Here is a 19,968-nt window from a genome sequence, read left to right on the forward strand (position 1 = left end):
AATTTTGACTCAGATCGGGAACCTGTCCAAGCCTTTCATCGTCGCCCAAGTTGAGCTTGTGGCTAAGAAATTGCTTGTAGTCCTGGCGCTCAATGTGCTGCGATGCACTTTAGCTAGCGCCGTTCCCAAGCAAGGGGCGATCGCCCTGGAAAAAATTCCTTGCTCACTGTAAAAGCGGTCGAGATCGCAGTAGCGGTCGAGATGGTTAAAAGCGAGTACCGAGTCGATTGGCTCAAAATGAATCGCCTCTAATGGGTCTGACTCATCTCAAGCTCTGTTGTGAGGAATGTCTTGACCTATACATCTCCTAAAACCCGGTAGATAGATAAATAGACAGACATAGCAATCCTAAAAAGGTTATGAGAGGGATGCGCCTGTCACAACCTGCTCCTACAACTGATTCAAGAAGCTATAGACAGGATGTTATCTGTCAGTACAATCGATCCTTGAGCCTTCCTGATATGCTGGAGCAAAATGCCCCAGTTTTCAGTCGACTGGTTTGCCGTTAGACTGTACTCTTCACGTCCTGTTCAGCCCGTTCAGACTACATGATTGCCCAACCTGCACTTAAGCTCCTCCCTTGACACCTGTGAAGGAACTGCATCTAAACTGCGATCGCTTATGACTATCCCGATTCAGAAAACGCTACAGAATGGCAAATACACGCTCGACCAGGAGCTAGGGCGGGGTGGTTTTGGCATTACCTACAGAGCCACGAACCATGCATTGGCTCAAGTCGTAGTGATTAAAACAATTAATGAATCTCTGCGGCAAGATCCTAATTTTGCTTATTTTTATCGTCAGTTTCAGGATGAAGCAAGGCGGCTAGCGGTCTGTTCCCATCCCAATATCGTTCGGGTGACAGACTTCTTCATCGAAGAAGGCTTACCCAACATCGTCATGGATTACATTCCCGGTCAAACTCTGGATACGCTGGTAATGCCAGATAAGCCGCTGCCTGAGGAGACCGCAATTCACTACATTCGGCAGGTGGGCGAAGCGCTAAAAGTTGTTCACCAGAGCGGTTTGCTGCATCGAGACATTAAGCCGCAAAACATCATTTTGCGCCAGGGCACTGACCAGGTAGTGCTGATTGACTTTGGCATTGCCCGCGAATTTACGCCAGGGATTACTCAGACGCACACGAGTCTGATCTCGGCAGGGTATGCACCGATTGAGCAATACATTTCTCAGGAGCGGCGATCGCCCGCCACTGATGTCTATGGGCTTGCCGCTACGCTTTACACCCTGCTAACTGCCCGCATCCCTGTTGCTGCCGCCTTGCGCGATCGGGTAGATCTGCCCGCTCCGCGTGTCGTTCGCCCGGAGTTAAGTGCAGCAGTAAGTCAAGCTGTGATGCGCGGCATGGCTGTTGAGCCACAGCACCGTCCTGCCAATGTCGATCGCTGGTTAGCGCTATTTCCGGCTGCGTCGGGCAACTCAACCCTTGCAGCAGCGAGCGCAACCATCAGCCACATGGCAACTCAGGCGGTGATTCCTCAGCGTCGTCGCTCGGTTGCAACAGAATATGCGACTCCTCAACGTACTGTTCATAACCTTCCTGGTAAAGAGAACAGTCATTCAAGAGGCAGGTGGTTTGCAGCAGGTTTAATCGCAATGGCGTTAATCGTTCCGGCTGCGGTAGTCGTAGGTGTCTTGCAGGCGTTGTCGCCTTCAGGCTCTGAATCTGAACCCGATGCGATCGCCCCCTCTGAGCCTACCCAGCAGGCTCCTTCCCCCACCTTTGAAGCACCTGCTCAGGCGCAGCCAGATACGCCACAGCTTTCAGAAGAAGAGCCTCTGGAAGAAGTTTCCCCGGATGAGCCAGTTTTGGACACTTTGCCTGAAGATGCCGATAGCTTGCCGCCCTCACCCGCTCCCGAGGAAACTTCTCCAGAAGCAGAGTCTCAAGAGACAGCAGAACCAACTGAGCCGACTCCAGCCCCGGCGGCTCCTGAAGAGCCAGTAGCACCTGCTGCCCCTGACCCCCTAACTGAGCCTGCTCCCCCACCAGAAGTCGGACCCGAAGCAGAAGCCGGATCAGAGCAGTCCCAGCAAAGCACAGGGGAAAACCGCCAGGTTCAAAACACAGTTCCTCAAGAAACTGCACAACAGAAGGATGCTCCTGGTTCTCAAGCCCCGGTTCAGTAATCTTCCTGCGTGAACGGCAGGAGGCTGAAACTTGAGAACTAGGCAATAAGCAAAACCATTCTTAGCGGTTATTCATTTTCCGCAAAGATTTAGTAATTTGCTTCCACTTCTCCTTTTCTGCCAGGGTTGCTCTCTGGTCTTGCTTGCGAATCAAATAGTTCAACTCTTTTTGAAGTTTTTGGAAACTAGCGAATCGCCGCTCGTCGAGCGCACCTGCTTCGAGGGCTTGCCGCACCGCACAGCCTGGTTCTTGTTGGTGCTGACAGTCTCGAAATCGACACTCCTCTGCCAACGCTTCAATGTCGGTAAAGGTTTCCTCTAAGCCTGCTCCCTCTGACCAGATCTGGATTTCGCGCATTCCTGGCGTATCAATGATGCAGCCACCGGAAGGCAACAGAAGCAACTCTCGATGGGTCGTCGTGTGTCTACCTCGGCTATCTCCCTGACGCACGGGTTGAACGGACTGCTGGGCAGTGCCGACAAGCTGATTTGTTAAGGTGGATTTGCCCACGCCTGATGACCCCAGTAAGGCTGAGGTTTGACCGGGTTTGAGGTAGGGCTGGAGAGCGTCTAATCCCTGATTTTGGGCAGCACTCAGCACCACAATGGGAACGGCGATCGCCACTTCTTCCACTTCCAAGACCCGCTCTTCAACAGCATCACAAAGGTCTGCTTTGTTGAGCAAAATCACCGGGGTAGCTCCGCTTTCCCATGCCAGCACTAGATAGCGCTCAATCCGGCGCAGATTAAAGTCGTGGTCTAAACCTGCCACCAAAAACACGGTATCAATGTTGGCAGCAACAATCTGTTCCTGGGTTTTACCCCCTACCGTTTTGCGGGAGAATTTACTCTTCCGCGGCAGGATAGCGTGAATGGTTGCCTGCCCTTCATCTCGAATGCGAACGACAACCCAATCTCCGACAGCCGGAAAATCTTCTGCTGCGGTAGCCTGGTGCCTCAGCTTACCGGAAACGGTGGCTGAGAGTTCTCCTTGTTCGGCGTAAAGCGTGTAAGCCTGCTTATGTTCCAAAGCAACTCTGCCTACCGTGTAGCCCTGTACGCGATAAGCCTCAAAGCTGTGAGCGAAAAAGTCACTCCAGCCTAATTCTGATAGGTTCATTGAAGTTTCCTAAATGTGAAATCTTGTGTGGGGGCAAGTCTCACAAAGGAAATCTGACGATCATTCAACAAAAAGGAATGAGCAGGCAGGAACCTCTGTGGACTGTGCCGGAATTTTTGTAGGGATCAAATCTGCGACCGACTCAGCCATATGTTCCTCCTTTTGCATTCATGCAAATCAGGTTCGCCCAAGACCTGTAGTATTTGTAGCACACTTGTAGGTACGAATGTCAAATCGATTGGCTGTCTTGTTGACTGACTATTCAAGGTTCAACGATGACGGTTGTGCCGATTTCTACTTGTTCAAACAGGGCAACTACGTCGGCGTTGTGCATTCTGACGCAGCCGTTAGAGGCAGCCCGACCGATTGAAGAGATGGTTGGCGTACCGTGAAAGCCAATGATACCGTTGGGCATTTCGTTGAAAGCAATCCATCTCAATCCCAGAGCGCTGTTGGCTCCAGGCGATCGCACTTCACCTGTCCAGGGGTTTTGCCAAACTGGGTTTTCAATCATCTGAAACACTTCAAATTCGCCTGTCGGGGTAGGCGTATCTGCCGTTCCGATCGCCACGGGGTAGCTTGCCAAAACTTCTTCCCCACGATGCACATAAACGCGCCGCTGTCCTAATTTCAGTACCAGGTGGACAACAGCCAATTCTTCGGGTAAATATTCTGTCTGTTCTCCTAGAGTAGGCAGATCAGGCGTTTGAAGGTCAACCTGCCAGCGATCGCTAGCGAAAGAATGAGGGATAAGGGAGGAGGAATGAGGAGAGGGAGGAGGGGAAGCGATCACCCCTTGACTCAACACAGCCAATGACGCACCTAACCCTAGCAGAAATGGGAATTTTGCTGCGCCGATTCTCATCTTTATCTCACCCTTTCACCACTGCATTTTTTTTAGCACACCCAAACGGCAACCTCGCAGATCTTTTGTGTGAATTGTTGCGTGACTTGCCGCGCAACAATTCACACTTTTAAGAACTGATGCAGGCAAGAGGTCCAGTCACAAAGTTTTGTTCAAGATGCGAATTGAATTGAGTCTTGGCTTACTATAATCAGCATTTAATTCACCTGCTAGGCGGTGTCCTATGTCTACCGTTGAGAGAGACAACGAGCGGGAGCATCGAATTGAGATGGAAATAGTCGTAGATGCGTATAGCTCAGAAGAGCAAGCAATGGGCTGGTATTGCTACCTGGAAGATGCGCTTGGTTTTCCGTTTGAGGCAAAATGGCTAACTGGAGGGCATCAATCGCCCAGCCATAGTGAGAAAGTCAGCGTTGTAGGTATGGCTCCAGAGGAGGAATGCTCGGCCGAAATGTATGTTGAGGTGCTTTACCGGGACGGGGAGAGCGAAGATACTTTCACAGCAAGGCTGTATGATATTAAGCCACTTGCAGCCAACGAGCAAACTCAGGAAGCGATCGCCGACTGGCACTATTGGGTCAATCGAGGCTACAGTTTCGACGATCTTTATAGCGATGAGGAGTATTAGGATGAAGGCTGTTAGCCAGAAAGCATCATGTTGCCCAGCGATCTCTTAATCAGTCGGCAAAACGGAGAAGAAATCGCGCCGAAGCGATTGGGGATTGGGCAGAAGTATGGGGCGATCGCCACTGACCTGATCAACCTCTTTCAGCAGATGCAGGGTAAAACCCAGGGCGAGCTGAACCGTCAGCTTCAGGAACTAGAAGGCGAAGACACCGACTATCGAATTAAGCGCGGCTTAGCCCACATCCTTAGAAGCAGCTTTAGCACCTTTGAGATCGTCAGTCCACTCGAACCGCAGCTTTTGCGCCAGCGGGTTTTTGCGCTCTCTGCCCAGGCTGCCCCCCTGCCCCAAACCGCTCAAGCAACTCTGACCAAACTGGCGGACCACCTGACCCAAGAGCTAGACCGCGAAGTGCTGCCCGACCAAATTCGCGCTGGACTTTATGCTGACCTGGCAGAAAACCGTATTCTGACGCAGTTTGAAGCTCCTACCTCAGAAGCACTGCTGCATCGCTACAACCTGTCTCAAGTTCAGGGCATTTTCTACAAAGCCAGCCACATCACCATTACTGCCCATCGCAACGATCCGGGTGAATATAAGCTGCTGTTTCGCTACCTCAAGCTATTTGGCTTGATGGCGTACATTGAGGGCGATGCCGATCACGGTTTCACAATCACCATTGATGGACCAACCAGCTTGTTCAAACCCAGCACTCGCTATGGGTTGGATATTGCCAAACTGATTCCCGCTTTGCTGCACGTCACGAAGTGGAGCCTCACCGCAGAACTGCAAATCCGCGATAGCTACACCAACGCTAAAAAAACTCGTCGCTTTAGCCTCAACTCGGACTGTGGTTTGGTGACTCACTATCCACCCGGTAAACCCTACGACAGCATGTTAGAGGAATCTTTTGCCGATCGCTGGAATGCACTTAAATCTGAGTGGGTTTTGGAACGAGAAGTAGATTTGATCCCAATTCCTGGCAGCGTCATGATTCCCGACTTTCGCCTGGTTCACCCTGACGGACGTGACTTTTTGTTAGAGATTGTTGGCTACTGGCGACCCGAATATCTGCGCAAGAAGTTCTCTCAGGTGCGTCAATCCGAACGCGATAATCTAATTCTGGCGATTTCGGAGCGGCTTAACTTGGAGAAAGCAGGTGTTAAGGTCAGCGATGTTCCCGCCAAAGTAATTTGGTTTAAGGACAAACTCTCGCCCAAGGCAGTTTTAGCGGTATTGCAAGCCAATTCTGAGAGCAATAATCCTGACTGAGAGGTTGAGGCGACTGATTCTGTTGTGTTGCCCTATCACACCTTTGTTATGTGAGGCTAAACCATTCCTGTTTGCTGACAAACTTTTATTGTCACCAGACAACTCTTTTGTGTGCTGATACAAACCTTTGATGCGATCGCAGCAAACGCACTAATTCATACTGTTTGAATATTCGACAATTATTCTGTTTATAGCTACACATAATCAAAGGTGCATCATGACGCACCCTACGAGATAGCGAACGCACTTCGTTCACCCAAAATCCTGCCTAACATTCTCGAAAGCAAAGAACGCTAAACCAAATGCGCCAACCAAAAACGCAAGTATTCCAGAACTATCCATCCACCCGTTAGCCATTGAAACTAGTAAAAGCAAACCGATTGCAGCAAACACAACAGTCCAGATAAATAATTTTGCTTGCAATTTTTGCTGTTTCTCTGCTCGTAAACGAGCCTTTACTCTGCCCGGGTTTTTGAGATATTCGTAACCCAATGCAACAAGCTGATCGCCTCGTTTAACGTGTTGCTCAATTAAAGCTGGGATTGTGTGACAAAGTTTTGTTTGAATTTGGGTTCTCAACAGCCTCTGTTCACGTTGCAAGCGTTTTCTTCGCTCTTCCGGATCTAATCCTAAAAGTGAATCTGCAAGTGCTGCTCCAAGATCCTCTGAAAAAGTTTTTCCAGTTGAGTTCACTAAGGACTGCCATGCAATTTCCCAACCCCTGTCTGATTGCCTCTTTTGTAGCTCCCTCTTGATTTGATTCAACTTGTTCTGAGTTAGCTGGATGTTCAGGATTTGTTGTTGAACTTCGCTAGCCCTAGTGAAGAAAAGATTGATTTCGGCTGCTAGTTCTAAAACATTGATTTCTACCTGCCGTAACTCGGCTAGTATTTCTTGCAGCGAAGCCATGTCTGAGTTTCTCCACTAGGAAGTAGTTCTAAATCCAGAATTCCCATTGGAGTAAGTAGCCTAACAATTTGTTGTACAAAGCTTTGTAGATTTGCCTAAGCCTTCTGCGATCGCCTTCTCTCCCCGTCAGGTTAACTCAGCAGTTAATATCGCAGCAGATAGTCTGTTGTTTCTCCTGTTTCAAAGTAATCACAGGTTGATCCTTTAATTTTGCGACTGATTCTATCCTGTTGTCTCTTCACACCTTTGTTGTATCAAGTTCAACCTTTCCTGTTCACTAACGCTCCTTTGTTGTGATTAGGTAATCCTTTGTTGTCAGCGGTAAATCCTTTTGTTTGCCGACGCAAACCTTTGATGCGATCGCTGCAAACGTCGTATTATCTTGACGGACCTTTAGTGCAATCGCTCAATCTTGAATGTTGTCTATGTTTTCCTTTATTGTCATAGAGCAACATTGAAGTTGCACGACACAAACCTTTGATGCGATCGCCCAACCTTTTAAGTTGTCTATGCACATCTTTGCTGTCGCAGGAACGGACGTGCAGTATGTCAGCAGAGCGATTCCATCGGCAATAGATTCGATCAAGATAAAGAAGCTGAATCAAAATTGGCAGTCTTAGGTTTAGTTCAGTCTTTGCAGATGAAGGAATTTGATTACTCGCTCGATTTCAAGGCGATCGACTTTCGCCAGCATCCAGAACTGTACCGAATGGGTCGGGGTGAACAGGGCGTTTTGCTGGTTGAACCCTATAAGAGCGAGATTTTGCCCTACTGGAAGTTCAAAACCCCAGACCTTGCCCGTCAGTCTGCTGACAAAATCTATAGCCTGTTTCTCGACTACAAGGCGGAAAGCGATTTCGTTGGGATGGATATGGCACGAAAGTTTTTGCAGATGGGCTACACCCGCTCTCGCCGCTATGCCAATCACAAGTCGGGGCGTAAATATGCAGCAGGCTCCAAAGTAGTTCTACCCCGTGAAGAAGATCCGATCAAAGCTGAATCTGCCAGGATTTTCTATGAGAAGTGGCAACTGGCTAAGACTGATCCGGAATATGTGCGATTAAGCGATCGCCATCGCAATCAGTACGAAAGCCCTGAAACTGTTGCTGCCAAAAGTCTAGGTTCTTAACAGAGAGTGGATGCATGAAGTTCTCAGATCTGAAAGGCATCTTTGCACAGGAGCAAACGGGCCGAGGACTACTGGTTATTGGTTTAGGTGTAAAAGGGCGAAAAGTTGAGGTACTCTGTAGCCGGATTAATCAGTTATGGAAACCGTAGATGTCGTAGTCGTTGGCAGTGGTATCGGGGGTCTTTGTTGTGCAGCTTTACTCGCTCGATACGGCTTCCGGGTAGTTGTTTGTGAAAGCCACAATCTTCCAGGTGGAGCTGCCCATACTTTTGAATGGCAAGGGTTCCACTTTGATTCTGGGCCCTCTCTCTACTCAGGACTTTCCTATAGCCCCTCTGCCAATCCATTGCGCCAAGTCTTAGATGCGATTGGAGAAGATATTCCCTGGCTAACTTATAACGCTTGGGGCTGTTTCTTACCCGAAGGATACTTTCGGGCAGTGGTTGGGGCAGAACCCTTTCAGCAGATTCTGCAAGAATGGCGGGGAGCAGAGGCAGTCGCAGAGTGGCAACGGTTGCAACAGGTGATGGCTCCCCTGAAGGCAGCTTCTACTGCTATTCCTCCCATTGCGGTGCGATCGGACTGGGGTATGCTCAACACCCTCTATCCCTTCCTGCCGAATGCGCTTAAACAAGTTGGGAGTATCTTCCAATTAACAGGCCCTTTTTCCAAACTGTTAGAGGGAGTGGTTCAAGACCCATTCATTCGTCACTGGATAGATTTGCTTTGCTTCTTGCTCTCCGGTTTACCTGCTAAAGGCACTCTGGCGGCTGAAATGGCTTTTATGTTTGCAGACTGGTATCGTCCTGATGTCATGTTGGACTATCCCAAGGGAGGCGGAAGGGCGTTAGTCAATTCGCTCATCAGGGGACTACAACGCTATGGGGGAGAGCTACGCCTAAACACAACCGTTCAGCAGATTCTAATTGAACGTCAGCAGGCAGTGGGTGTGCAGTTGAAAACGGGCGAGCAGATTCTTGCCCGTCATGCCGTTGTCTCGAATGCGTCTAGCTGGGATACCCTCAAGCTGCTGCCGGAAGAAACTCGCTCACCCGCTCTCCAAAAACGGCAAAATCTGCCTGCCTGTCCCAGCTTCATGCACCTGCATTTGGGCATTGATGCGACGGGTTTGCCGTCTGACTTGGAGTGCCACTATCTGATTGTGAATGATTGGGAGTGTGGAGTGGATGCGCCTCAAAATGTGGTTGTCGTGTCCATTCCGTCGGTGCTAGACCCTGACCTTGCACCACCCGGTAAGCATTGTATCCATGCCTATACTCCAGCTACAGAACCCTATGAATTATGGGACGGAATCAATCGCAACAGCGATCGCTATCAACAGTTGAAGCAAGAACGGTCTCAGGTGCTCTGGAAGGCGTTAGAGCGGATCATCCCTGATATTCGCGATCGCTGCGAAGTGACATTAGTGGGAACGCCGTTGACCCATAAACGATTCCTGCGGCGAGATCGGGGCAGCTATGGGCCGGCGATCGCAGCAGGACAGGGATTGTTTCCTGGCTGTAAGACACCCTTCAAGAACCTACTGTGCTGTGGCGATTCTACCTTTCCAGGAATTGGGGTGCCAGCGGTTGCTGCTAGCGGCATGATTGCAGCAAACACCCTAGCTTCTGTCTCTCAGCACCGTCAGTTGATCAATGATGTAGGGAAGAGTTAGTGGCTGTCTCGTTTATGGCAATTGGGAAGCAGCAGTCAGCACCTCGTGACCTGTCTCTGTCACCAGCACATCGTCCTCAATCCGAATGCCTCGCACATCAGCAAACTCAGCTAGCCGTTCCCAGTTCACCACTTGCCGATACTTTTCTCGCCGCTCTGGGTCATTGAGAATTGCTGGAACCTGATAAAAACCAGGTTCAATCGTAACTGCCATTCCTGGTCGTAGAGGGCGATCGAGCCGTAAATAGCCCAAGCCGAAGCGATCGCTCCTTACTCTCCCCGCTTCATACCCTGCCAGGTCGCCAAAATCTTCCATATCGTGCACATCCAAGCCAAGCAGATGCCCGACTCCATGCGGAAAGAACAACGCGTGGGCATCCATATCTACTAAATCCTCAGCCTGTCCGCGCAAAATACCTAAATCGACTAGCCCAGCCGCAATTACCTTAGCAGCTAGCAGGTGAATTTCGCGATATTCGACACCAGGGCGCACCTGCTCAATGCAAGCATCATGAGCCGCCAGCACTACATCATACAGATCGCGCTGGGTTTGAGAAAACTTACCCGAAACGGGCCAGGTGCGCGTCACATCTGCTGCCCAACCGGATGCTGTCTCTGCCCCCACATCTGCCAACAACAAATCGCCTGGTTTCAGAGCATGGTGATAGTGATTGTTGTGCAGCACTTCTCCTTGTACGGTGACGATGCTGGCATAGGCGCAGGTCATGCCATTTGCCATAATCACGCCTTCCATTGCAGCCCGCACTTCAGCCTCGGTTGCGGCGTTGGCAATTGCAGCCATTCCTGCTTGATGGGCTTGAACGGTGACGGCTGCGGACTGGCGCATTTCTGCCAGAGCAGCTTCGTCGTGGGTCAGACGAAGAGTGGCGATCGCCTTCACCAACTTCAGATCAATCCCCTGTGACTGATTGGCAGGAGACAACATTCGGTCTAGCCAGTGCGACTGTTGCAGCCGAGTCGCAGCATCCTGAACGGCGATCGTAGCAGCCTCTTCAGTTCGCGGCTTTAACATCGCTAATGGATAGGCGGCATCTGCTCCAATTTGTTCAGCAATTTCAGAACGGCTTGCTGTTTCCCCATGCCAGAGCGCACTCTCGGGCGTACCGTCATCCATGAATAGCTCTAACCTGCCACCTTCCAAACGAATGGCAGCATTCTCTAGCGGCAGTCCGGCAAAGTAAAGGAAATGACTGCTTGCCCGAAACGGAAACACATTCGCCGGAAAGTTGCGAGAACTGCTGCGCCCTGACCACAACACCACCGGAAAACCAACCAACGCCGCCAATCTTTGTCGCCGCTGTCGAAGGGAGTCAGCTAGGGAGGGGCGATCGCCAACTTTGGGTTTGTCGCTCTGAATCTGCATAGCGGGAGCGTTTAGATTTATGAGAACTTTAAGCTCCATTATATAAGGGACTTTATGGTTCCCAAGTTCCAGGATTTGTCGAATCCATTACATCTCTTGTGAATGAAAACAATCACAAACGTAAACAACCTCACAACTGCAATCTTCGTAAAGAATTTGTATTGCCAACCCATACAACTCTGCAAACAAATATTTCAAAACTGGCTATAGCTTAATAGTTTTAACGCCAGTTCTCGGGCTATATAAACTGGTAATTCTGATTCTTGCACATCTTCACCATGCGATATCCTATCTCGTATTCTCTTAAGTTCCTTAAATCTTTTAATATCTTCGTCTACAACACCTTCCCATACCAAGATTGAGCACCAGTGGAAACGTTGAGCAAGATTCTTTGATTCCTGCTGCTGCTCAACTAGAAAGTTTAGTGCAGACTCCTCCAACCTAACTGGAATATTCACCAGATTCTTGCAAGACTTGTCGTGTTCAATTTTTTTGAATACGTGGTGGGTATACCTTTCTATACATAGGAAGAAGTATAGAAATTGCTTAAATTTATCTTTCTCCTCCAGACCCATATAGAAATGTTTACTAATTTTGGTATCAAGATTGCAATACAGCTTTGAAGACGATAACAACAACGAATTGACTTGCTCCAAGTTCATCCTTGTAGATAAGCTGAGAGTAGCAGACATTTCAATTCTGATGTCGTGCAGTATTTCACCTTTGGTAGTTTTTCCAAAAAAAACTGCGAGATACCGGAATGAAATTGACTAATTTTTTAGAAGATGAGAACTTAACAGATATAGAAGTCATTACTGATGACAGGAATTCATTCTCCCAGCTAATCAGTTGCTTTTTTGCACTAGAAAAACAATCATAAGTCAGTATTTCATCATTCTCTTTTTGCCTGAACCCACCTTTAAGTTGATGAAGTTCCGTCGGTCCAAAACAAAGAAAAAGAAAAGGTGGAGATGCTTTAGACTCTTTTTGCCACTCTTCTTCATTCTCTACAATATCCTCTTTGAATAATGTATTAGATATAGCATTGACGCTGTTGCCAATAATTGCGGTACAAATTTGTCCAAATCGAATTGATTGGGTTTGCTTGATCTCCTCTAAATCATTAAATTCAAAACCTTGAATAGAATATACCTTGATTAAGTGAAAGATTGCTTCAAGTATTTCATCAGAGGGGTGCTCTTTGAATCCCATTGCCCCAAGTGCATCTTTACTTATGTCCGTCATTCTTCCTTCCATACCTCCTCCTTATATCGGGTTATCTTGCATCTCAGAACCTAGTAGTCTACCAAGTGAACTTTGCCTAGTGGGGGTATTGCTGGTAAGCTGACTCAAACCTAGAGAGATGGTCATGAGTGAGAAGCGCTATATTGTCGATTTGACAGATGCTGAAGTTCAAGCGTTAGAAACCCTGTTGAGGACTGGAAAACACTCGGCTCGCAAACTCACCCGTGCGCGTATCCTGTTACAGGTTCATGAGAGCAAGACCGACCGGGAAGTGGCTGACAATTTAGGTGTGAATCTTTCAACAGTAGAGCGAACCCGTGAAAAATTTGTTCACTCAGCGACGCTAGAGGAAGCCCTCAATGATCGCCCCCATCCGCCCAAGCCTCGTAAACTAGATGCCAAAGCGGAAGCACTGTTAATTGCGACAGCTTGCTCAAATGCACCAGATGGGCGCTCCGAGTGGACAATGCAGTTGTTAGCCAACCGCTTGGTTGAACTGCAAGTGGTAGAGGCAATTTCGGATGAAACTGTGCGCCAGACCCTGAAAAAAACGACGTTAAACCGTGGTTGAAAGAGCAATGGTGTATTCCTGAAGTTGATGCGAAATATGTGTGGCGGATGGAGGACTTATTGGACTTGTATGCAGAGGCTTATGACCCCAAGCGTCCAGTCATTTGCTTTGATGAGCGTCCTTGCCCTCTGATTGCACAAGTGCGTACTCCTATCGCTGCCCAAGCAGGTCAACCCAAACGGTATGACTATGAGTACAAACGCAATGGAGTCGCTAATCTGTTTGCCTTCTTTGAACCGTTGGTTGGAGAACGATTTATGGAAGTCACTCAGCGACGCACCAAAGTTGATTTTGCCCATCAAATGAAGACGTTGGTAGATGTTTACCGCCCTGATGCCGATTGTATCCGCCTAGTTGTAGACAATCTCAACATTCATCATCCCGCAACGCTTTATGAGACGTTTGAGCCACAAGAGGCTAATCGTATTCTCAAGAAGCTGGAGTTTCATTACACTCCCAAACATGCCAGTTGGCTTAATCAAGTTGAAATTGAGTTTTCTGTGTTGTCACGGCAGTGTCTCAATCGGCGCATTCCTACTCAAGAGCAACTTGCTGAGCAAATCAAGGTTTGGCAGGATCAACGCAATGCTCAAAAACCCACAGTCAATTGGAGATTTTTGAGTACGAATGCACGGATTAAGTTACTGCATTTATATCCGACGCTGGAGCAAGAGAACTAGGCAAAGTTCTTTTGGTGAACTACTAGTTCTCGGTGTGTATTACTAGCGAGTACAAAAGAGAATAACCGCTAAATACTCAATACTCAGTATTTATTAACAGTGGTAAGTGCTTTGCAACTAAGCAAAGAGAGAATAAACCACACGTTTTATTCTAATTTTGACTATCATGTAATCCCAGTTTTTGTCACATCCTAACGTTGGAGATTTCACTCTCAGATTGCGAGCACGGCTGCGATTGCTCAATGAATGCAATTAACTTAAGGTTAGTACTTGATAGGTCAAGTCATTTATCGAGGGGATGCTATTCTTTCGTCTCCCTTGTTAGGGGCGCCTGTCGGTTTGATTAGGAGAAGACATGCTTCTTCTGTGGCTGTTGAGTAATGGAATTCTACAGGACTAATTGCGGGCAGCTAATTCTTCTAAAGTCGATTTTCGGCCTTGTTTAGCTAGTTCGTAATTGGGGTTGAGGTCAAGGGCGTGATCGTAACTGGCGATCGCCTCATCCCGCTGTCCCAAGCGACGCAGGGCATTTCCCCGATTATTCCAGGCTTGGGGAATGTTTGGGTTGAGCCAGAGCGCGCGATCGTAGCTGGCAAGCGCATCGTCGTAGCGTTCCAGGCTGTACAAGGCAATGCCGCGATTGTTCCACGCCTGATAGTAGTCGGGTTTGCGCTGAAGTGCTTCGTCAAAACTGGCGATCGCTTCCTCGTGGCGACCTAAGACTGTGAGTGCCAGTCCCCGATTATCCCAAGTGAGGTGAAGCTCCGGGTTCAGGTTTAGAGCCTTGTCAAAGCTGGCGATCGCCTCTTCATGACGTTCTAACTTAAACAAAGCCATGCCACGGTTGTTCCAGATGTCTGGATGGTCGGTTTGCTCAAGGGCCTGGTCATAGCTGGCAACCGCTTCCTGGTGATGCCCCAAATTGGCTAACATCATACCTCGGTTTTGCCAGACTTCGGGCGTAGCGAACCCTAGTTGAAGGGCGCGATCGAAGCTGTTAAAGGCTTCGGCATGGCGTTTCAAATTTGCCAGAGCCATACCCCGGTTGTACCATGCGCCCACGTCATCTGGCTCTAAGTGAAGCGCCTGATCAAAGCTGGAGACTGCCTCCTCAAACCGCCGGAGCAACAGCAACACATTCGCCTTGTTACTATATGCCTGATAGTAGTCAGGTTCGAGCCGCAATGCCTGGTCAAAATTAACCAACGCTTCCTCAAATTGATCGCAGCTAATCAACGCAATGCCACGATTGTTCCAGGCTTCGCAGTCGTCGGGCGCAAAGGCCAGAGCTTTGTCAAAGCTGGCGATCGCTTCCTCATATTGCTCCATGCCCAACAGGGCTACACCGCGACCATTCCAGGCTTCAAAGTAGGTCGGCTCCAGTTCTAGCGCTTTGTCAAAACTGGCGATCGCCTTCTGGTAACGCCTGAGTGCTGCCAGACAATCGCCCCGATTGCTCCAGGCTTCCGGGTACGTCGCTTTGTAGCGCAACGCTTGATCGTAGCTGACTAGCGCTTCCCCGTAAAACTCCAGGTCAGCAAGTGCCAAACCACGATGGTTCCAGGCGCGATGGGAGCTAGGCTTGTTCTGCAAGATACGGTCATAGCAGGCGATCGCCTCCTCATACCTTTCCTCCGCATGAAAGCGTAAGGCTTGCTCAAAGAGAGAATCAGCTTCTTTCATGGAGATTTAAAGAGACTTATGTCCTACTCTCTTGAGTTGTGAGGTGAAAACCGGAAAGGGAGGGCAACCCTAACCCTCCATCCCCATCACCTCACCACTGCCGTCAACGCAATTACCTTTTGCAACACCTCTTCTGGCTGAATCGGGCTAGCTAGACAATCATCGGCACCTGCTAAAAAGCAGTGTTTTTGGTCTTCTGGTAGAGTATCGCTCATCAAAGCAACAATCTTGAGCCTTTTGGTAGCAGGATTCTGGCGTAGCTGGCGGATGAGGCTGTGACCGTCGATGTCGGGCAGTTGCAGATTGACAATGACGGCGATCGGCTGGAGAACTTCGAGTTGACTGATCGCTGCTGACCCTTCTAGTACCCATACCACCTGATATCCGGCTGCCGTCAGCATCGGGTAAATCAGATTAGCGCTTTCCTCTTGTCCTTCAATTAGAACGATCTGCCCGGCAGGTTGAGTGCGTGGAACTGGCGGATCTAACTTTCGCGGGGCGGCTCCGACTGCTTGAGTTCTCAGGGCGGGCAGGCGCACGGTAAAGACAGAACCTACGCCAACGGTCGAGTCTACGTCAATCCAACCGCTGTGTAGCTCTGCCAGTTGTTTTGCCAGTGCCAGTCCCAGTCCTGTGCCTTCGTATTGACGGCGATAGGATTGGTCAAGCTGCTGAAATTTTTGGAATAGGAGTGATCGCTGATGTTCGGGAATGCCAATTCCAGTATCTTTGACTTGAAATGTCGCAAAATCTCGACTCGCAAAGACTCTTAGCGTGACCCTGCCACCTGATGGAGTAAATTTGATCGCATTGCTAAGCAGGTTAAACAAAATTTGCCGAACCCGATGTGGGTCTGCGGTAAAGCGATCGCACTCTGGCTCCAGATGCAGATCAATCTCTAAATTCACCTGCTTCGCTTCTGCCTTTTCTGCAAATGCCTTCAGGCTTTGCTGCGCTAATCTGGAAAGCGAAAATTCACTCAGGTTAAGAATTGCCTTGCCAGCCTCTAGCTGCGAAAGATCGAGAATGTCATTGATCAGCTCTAGCAAATGTTCACCGCTGTCGTGAATAATTTGTAGACAGTCTCGCTGGCGCTGGTTTAGCTCTCCTAATGACCAGCGCAAGAGAGTCGAAGACATACCAATGATGCAAGTGAGCGGCGTTCGCAGTTCGTGGCTCATTGCTGCCAAAAACTCACTTTTTGCCCGACTCGCCGACTGGGCCGCCAGCACAGCATCATGTAGCTCTTGAGTACGCTCGATGACCTGATGTTCTAAGGTTTGAGACTGCTGCTTTGCCTCAGAGGAAAAATCTGAGCTAGCCGCAGGTGCAGTCGAGAGGGCGGCAATTAGCCGCAGCGTAAATTCACTTTGAATCCGGGCATTGTTTGGTCGTAGCTTTGCACAAAGTTGTTTAAGGGTTTGCGGAAAGGTCGGTTTGTGTGGTAAAGCGTTGAGTTGGTGTAAGAAAGTGGCGATCGCCTCTGGCTCAAAGGTCAAATCAACTCGGCACATACGCCGCTCATCCTGAAAACTGTTCTTTTCAGTTTGAAACGCTTCCCGCCATAGCAAAGCGCTAAACGGCTTTGAGACAATCAGCGTAAATTGCCCTACCCCGATTTGCTCAAGCTCATCTGACACAGTTAAACTGTCCGTCAACACTAGAGATTCCGCCTCAGTCGCATGAACCATCTGCTGCAACAATTCTTGTAACCGTTGAAACGTTGGCAGCGGAACAATCTGACAAAAAGATGGTTTGAGAGCAGACATACTTCGATCCGTTTGCATAAGATCCTCGGTTGAGGAGGTTGCACCAAAAGCCAAAACCGCTCAGGTTTTAACTACCCAAGCGGATATGGTATCTCACCCCTCTGCCTAAATTTGCCAATATCAAGAATCTCTTGATAGTTGATATCGATCTTAGTAATCAACCGTTACTTACTGTGACCGCACAAACGCCAAAGGCACAACTGCATTAACTTACTACTTCACAATGAGTACCAGGGCAAGCGGGCATTTGCATTCCCAAGAGCTGATATAAATTACTTTGCTGCTGCTTTCCCCGAGGTGCAACGCAGTCAAGCCACTTAAAGTTAAATAGTTCAGGTTGCTGAAGTTGATCAATCACTGATTCACTGAGGAGAACAGAACAACCATAAAACTTTGTGAGTTCTTCCAGACGGGCAGCCGTATTGACGACATCTCCAATTACAGTAGAGTCCATCCGCTGCTCTGAACCGAGTGTGCCAATGATGGCAAGCCCCGTGTGAATGCCAATACCAATGCGAATCGGGTCTTCCAAGTTGAACCGAGTCCGTCCACGGTTAAATTCGCTCAGAGTTTGCTGCATAGCGATCGCCGCTGTAAGGGCATCTTGAGCGTGCTGGTGAGGACGATCAAACACTGCCATGATTGCATCACCGAGGTACTTATCAATAAAGCCATGATGAGTTTTGATTGCTTCGTCCATGCGTTTAAAGAAAGCATTTAACCAGTCAAAAGTTTCACTGGCGGGTTGAGACTCAGCAATGGCAGTAAATTCTCGAATATCAGAAAAGAGGATGGTGACTTCTGCTTCGGTGGCGTTGCCAACCTGAATGGAATCTAAGCCTGCGGGCGCAATGCGCGACAAGAGCTGATCTGGCACAAACAGGCGCAGTTTATCAAGCAACGCCTCACTCACCTGCTCAACCGTCTCATCCTGGTGTTCCAATTCTTTTGGAACTTGTCCGTTCTCGGTAGGCTGAGCTGAGACTGGCTTTGCCAGGTTTGCCTGTCCCTGAGCATCTCGGAACTGCTGTAGTTGCAGCGTGCTGGCAACCTTGGTGAGCAATAAGCGCTGGTCAACGGGCTTTGTAAAGTAGTCATCACCCATGACCTGTAGCCCCATAAGGTGAGACTGTTCGTCTGCCAGAGCGGTGAGAAAAATTACGGGAGTAGCCTGTAGCTGAGTATCTGCGCGTAGCTCTCGACAGACCTCAAAGCCATCCATTCCCGGCATCATGACATCCAGCAAGATCATGCTGGGCTGCTCAGTACGAGCGATCGCCAACGCTTCCAATCCTGATTTGGCGGACTGGGTTGAATACCCATGAGAACGAAGCAGTGCTTCTAACAGAAACAAGTTACTTGGGTCGTCGTCTACCAACAAGATATAGGAAGCGCCGTCTGACATAAACCTAATTTAAGTGTGGAAATGCAGTCAGCATGAGTACCAGTTCATGTACAGTTTATACTTAGCTTGCCGTACCTGATTTTTTTGCAACAACCAAAAAAAATCTTGGTTCAAGCTTGATGCTGGGTAGATGCCCCAATAAGATTTAATGAACGTGCTTGTGAATGCCCCTGATGCTACTCGATGCTAATTAGAGTCTCTTTTAAGCACAACTCTATACAAGTCTAAACTTAGTTTTAAGTAGTTTCAGGCAAATGAAAAGAAATCAATCTTTGGGTGGATTAAAGCACCAAATTGGAAGGAAAGAGGCGACAGTTGAGCGATCGCCAAGGCAATAAGCGTCAGCATTTTCACTCCAAAAATCAGACGAAGCGCGTTTCTGGTAGCCCGAGCACCTTGCCCGTCGAGCGAATGACAATCAAGCGGATGGACATGCCCACCCGCCGTTTGTTTGGCTCATGATTCTTGCGGAGCGATGGATGGATTTTGATTTGGCATTGTGTCTTCTAGCTCTGTGCCTTCTGGCTCTGCTTCTTCCGGTGCTTCTAAGGAATCTGTTTCCTCTGGCTCTGTTTCTGAGGGAGTCGCTTGCGATTCAGGTAGCGCCATCATCGGTAATGCCAACTCATAAACTTGCTCAATGCCAAACGGGTCACGCACGACCATCCGCAGGAGGCGATCGCTTGGCACATCGACTACCGCGCTTACTTCCCCTGTTGGACTAACGGGCAACGACTGCTGATTGACCAAAACCTGACTTCTAGGAGGTACCGTTGCCGAAATCTGTAGCCGCTCAACTCCAGCCTCGGTCAAAAACTGGAGACTGAGTCGAGTATCTCCGGGCGCAGGACGTGGCTCTGTAGGAGGCTGACCGGGGGTAAGCTGGCTGAAATAACCTGGTTGAATCTGCTCAGTTTGCCCCTGGGCTGTCACCTCCACGGACCCCTCAAAGGTGGTGACTCTGGTTTCGCCCGTTGGCAGCACAACGACGCTAAACTCCGTGCCGCGAACTCCTGCGACTCCTGCTGGAGTATTCACCCGAAAGCTAGATTCTGGGTTTGTAAAGGTTTGAATGTTGGCTCTCACTTCTCCTTCTTGCAGCGAGAGTTCGGTTTGCTGCCCACCCGTGGGCGTGGTAGCGACTTGATCCACTGCCAACTGAGTATTTTCTGCAACTGCAACAGTGCCGCTGTTGTTGTCTAAGACTAATGTAGTGCCAGAATCTTCGCCTGTTGTGATGGCCGTTGCCCGGGACTGAACGCGATCGCCCACCTGCACAGGACGCTGCTGCGAAGTGACACTTCCCTGCACCTCTCTCACTTCCAAATAGCGAGGCTGCTGTAGCGGGCCACCCCCTCCGGCCCAGGCAGGTGACACACCCACTATCAAACCACCTGCCAGCAGCAACCCCTTCACAGTTAGAACAGTAGGCAAATGCAGCAAATGTGTGAGCGTCTTCATAGGTAATATGACCTGTCAGTCAAAA

At 49.1% G+C, this 19,968-nt stretch carries 19 protein-coding genes; 9 read left to right on the top strand and 10 right to left on the bottom strand.

Annotation, left to right across the window (positions count from 1 at the left end):
- Positions 1–4 precede the first annotated feature (4 nt).
- Both H6G00_RS05655 and H6G00_RS05660 read left to right on the top strand, forming a co-directional pair.
- Complete coding sequence (locus H6G00_RS05655) at positions 5–172, top strand: hypothetical protein (protein WP_190795972.1); 168 nt, start codon at positions 5–7, stop codon at positions 170–172.
- Positions 173–621: 449 nt separating this feature from the next.
- Complete coding sequence (locus H6G00_RS05660) at positions 622–2,151, top strand: serine/threonine-protein kinase (RefSeq protein ID WP_190795973.1); 1,530 nt, start codon at positions 622–624, stop codon at positions 2,149–2,151.
- A gap of 61 nt (positions 2,152–2,212) precedes the next feature.
- Here H6G00_RS05660 and rsgA read toward each other — a convergent pair whose 3' ends face one another.
- Entirely contained in the window at positions 2,213–3,271 is a 1,059-nt protein-coding gene (gene rsgA / locus H6G00_RS05665; protein ID WP_190795974.1) for a ribosome small subunit-dependent GTPase A, read from the bottom strand.
- Between the two features lie 262 nt (positions 3,272–3,533).
- A complete protein-coding gene (locus tag H6G00_RS05670) occupies positions 3,534–4,136 on the bottom strand; it encodes a L,D-transpeptidase (RefSeq protein WP_190795975.1) in 603 nt (200 codons plus the stop codon).
- A gap of 223 nt (positions 4,137–4,359) precedes the next feature.
- On the opposite strand from H6G00_RS05670, the gene H6G00_RS05675 reads away from it, so the two are divergent.
- Positions 4,360–4,764, top strand: a complete 405-nt coding sequence (locus H6G00_RS05675; protein ID WP_190795976.1) for a calcium-binding protein — start codon at positions 4,360–4,362, stop codon at positions 4,762–4,764.
- A 27-nt stretch (positions 4,765–4,791) separates the two neighbouring features.
- Entirely contained in the window at positions 4,792–6,033 is a 1,242-nt protein-coding gene (locus H6G00_RS05680) for a DUF790 family protein (protein ID WP_190795977.1), read from the top strand.
- A gap of 252 nt (positions 6,034–6,285) precedes the next feature.
- On the opposite strand, the gene H6G00_RS05685 is transcribed toward H6G00_RS05680, so the two are convergent.
- Complete coding sequence (locus H6G00_RS05685) at positions 6,286–6,798, bottom strand: hypothetical protein (protein ID WP_190795978.1); 513 nt, start codon at positions 6,796–6,798, stop codon at positions 6,286–6,288.
- Positions 6,799–7,582: 784 nt separating this feature from the next.
- Between H6G00_RS05685 and H6G00_RS05690 the strand changes: the two genes are divergently transcribed.
- The 3 genes from H6G00_RS05690 to H6G00_RS05695 are packed head-to-tail and all read left to right on the top strand — an operon-like array spanning position 7,583 to position 9,746.
- Positions 7,583–8,071: a DUF4385 domain-containing protein gene (locus tag H6G00_RS05690; protein ID WP_190795979.1), complete on the top strand. Its 489-nt coding sequence runs from the start codon at positions 7,583–7,585 to the stop codon at positions 8,069–8,071.
- Between the two features lie 14 nt (positions 8,072–8,085).
- Positions 8,086–8,220 carry a hypothetical protein gene (locus H6G00_RS36040; RefSeq protein WP_277881852.1) on the top strand — a complete coding sequence of 45 codons (135 nt, stop codon included), beginning with the start codon at positions 8,086–8,088 and terminating at the stop codon, positions 8,218–8,220.
- Positions 8,208–9,746, top strand: a complete 1,539-nt coding sequence (locus H6G00_RS05695; protein WP_190795980.1) for an NAD(P)/FAD-dependent oxidoreductase — start codon at positions 8,208–8,210, stop codon at positions 9,744–9,746. The genes H6G00_RS36040 and H6G00_RS05695 overlap by 13 nt, the downstream gene beginning before the upstream one ends.
- A gap of 12 nt (positions 9,747–9,758) precedes the next feature.
- On the opposite strand, the gene H6G00_RS05700 is transcribed toward H6G00_RS05695, so the two are convergent.
- The 3 genes from H6G00_RS05700 to H6G00_RS05710 form a co-directional block, all read right to left on the bottom strand.
- Complete coding sequence (locus tag H6G00_RS05700; protein WP_190795981.1) at positions 9,759–11,129, bottom strand: aminopeptidase P family protein; 1,371 nt, start codon at positions 11,127–11,129, stop codon at positions 9,759–9,761.
- 194 nt (positions 11,130–11,323) lie between these two features.
- On the bottom strand, positions 11,324–11,821 hold the full coding sequence (locus H6G00_RS05705) for a hypothetical protein (RefSeq protein WP_190795982.1): 498 nt from the start codon (positions 11,819–11,821) through the stop codon (positions 11,324–11,326).
- A gap of 25 nt (positions 11,822–11,846) precedes the next feature.
- Positions 11,847–12,386, bottom strand: a complete 540-nt coding sequence (locus H6G00_RS05710) for a hypothetical protein (protein WP_190795983.1) — start codon at positions 12,384–12,386, stop codon at positions 11,847–11,849.
- Positions 12,387–12,498: 112 nt separating this feature from the next.
- Here H6G00_RS05710 and H6G00_RS05715 point away from each other — a divergent pair.
- Positions 12,499–13,625 (top strand): IS630 family transposase gene (locus H6G00_RS05715; RefSeq protein WP_190795984.1). Its coding sequence is split into 2 segments (ribosomal slippage): positions 12,499–12,919 and positions 12,919–13,625, totalling 1,128 coding nucleotides; the frame shifts between segments, so codons are not numbered across the junction.
- Positions 13,626–14,021: 396 nt separating this feature from the next.
- Here H6G00_RS05715 and H6G00_RS05720 read toward each other — a convergent pair.
- From H6G00_RS05720 to H6G00_RS05730, 3 genes are all read right to left on the bottom strand, one after another.
- Positions 14,022–15,308, bottom strand: a complete 1,287-nt coding sequence (locus tag H6G00_RS05720) for a tetratricopeptide repeat protein (RefSeq protein WP_190795985.1) — start codon at positions 15,306–15,308, stop codon at positions 14,022–14,024.
- 86 nt (positions 15,309–15,394) lie between these two features.
- Complete coding sequence (locus H6G00_RS05725; RefSeq protein WP_190795986.1) at positions 15,395–17,095, bottom strand: ATP-binding protein; 1,701 nt, start codon at positions 17,093–17,095, stop codon at positions 15,395–15,397.
- A gap of 187 nt (positions 17,096–17,282) precedes the next feature.
- On the bottom strand, positions 17,283–18,482 hold the full coding sequence (locus H6G00_RS05730; protein ID WP_190681982.1) for an adenylate/guanylate cyclase domain-containing protein: 1,200 nt from the start codon (positions 18,480–18,482) through the stop codon (positions 17,283–17,285).
- A 294-nt stretch (positions 18,483–18,776) separates the two neighbouring features.
- Between H6G00_RS05730 and H6G00_RS05735 the strand changes: the two genes are divergently transcribed.
- Positions 18,777–18,944 (top strand): hypothetical protein, encoded by a 168-nt coding sequence (locus H6G00_RS05735; protein ID WP_190795987.1) that lies wholly within the window; start codon positions 18,777–18,779, stop codon positions 18,942–18,944.
- Here H6G00_RS05735 and H6G00_RS05740 read toward each other — a convergent pair.
- On the bottom strand, positions 18,939–19,943 hold the full coding sequence (locus H6G00_RS05740) for a FecR family protein (protein ID WP_190795988.1): 1,005 nt from the start codon (positions 19,941–19,943) through the stop codon (positions 18,939–18,941). The two genes, H6G00_RS05735 and H6G00_RS05740, sit on opposite strands and share 6 nt — an antisense overlap.
- Between the last annotated feature and the right edge of the window lie 25 nt (positions 19,944–19,968).

The organism is Leptolyngbya sp. FACHB-541 (assembly GCF_014695875.1).
Classification (GTDB): Bacteria; Cyanobacteriota; Cyanobacteriia; order Elainellales; family Elainellaceae; genus JAAUTN01.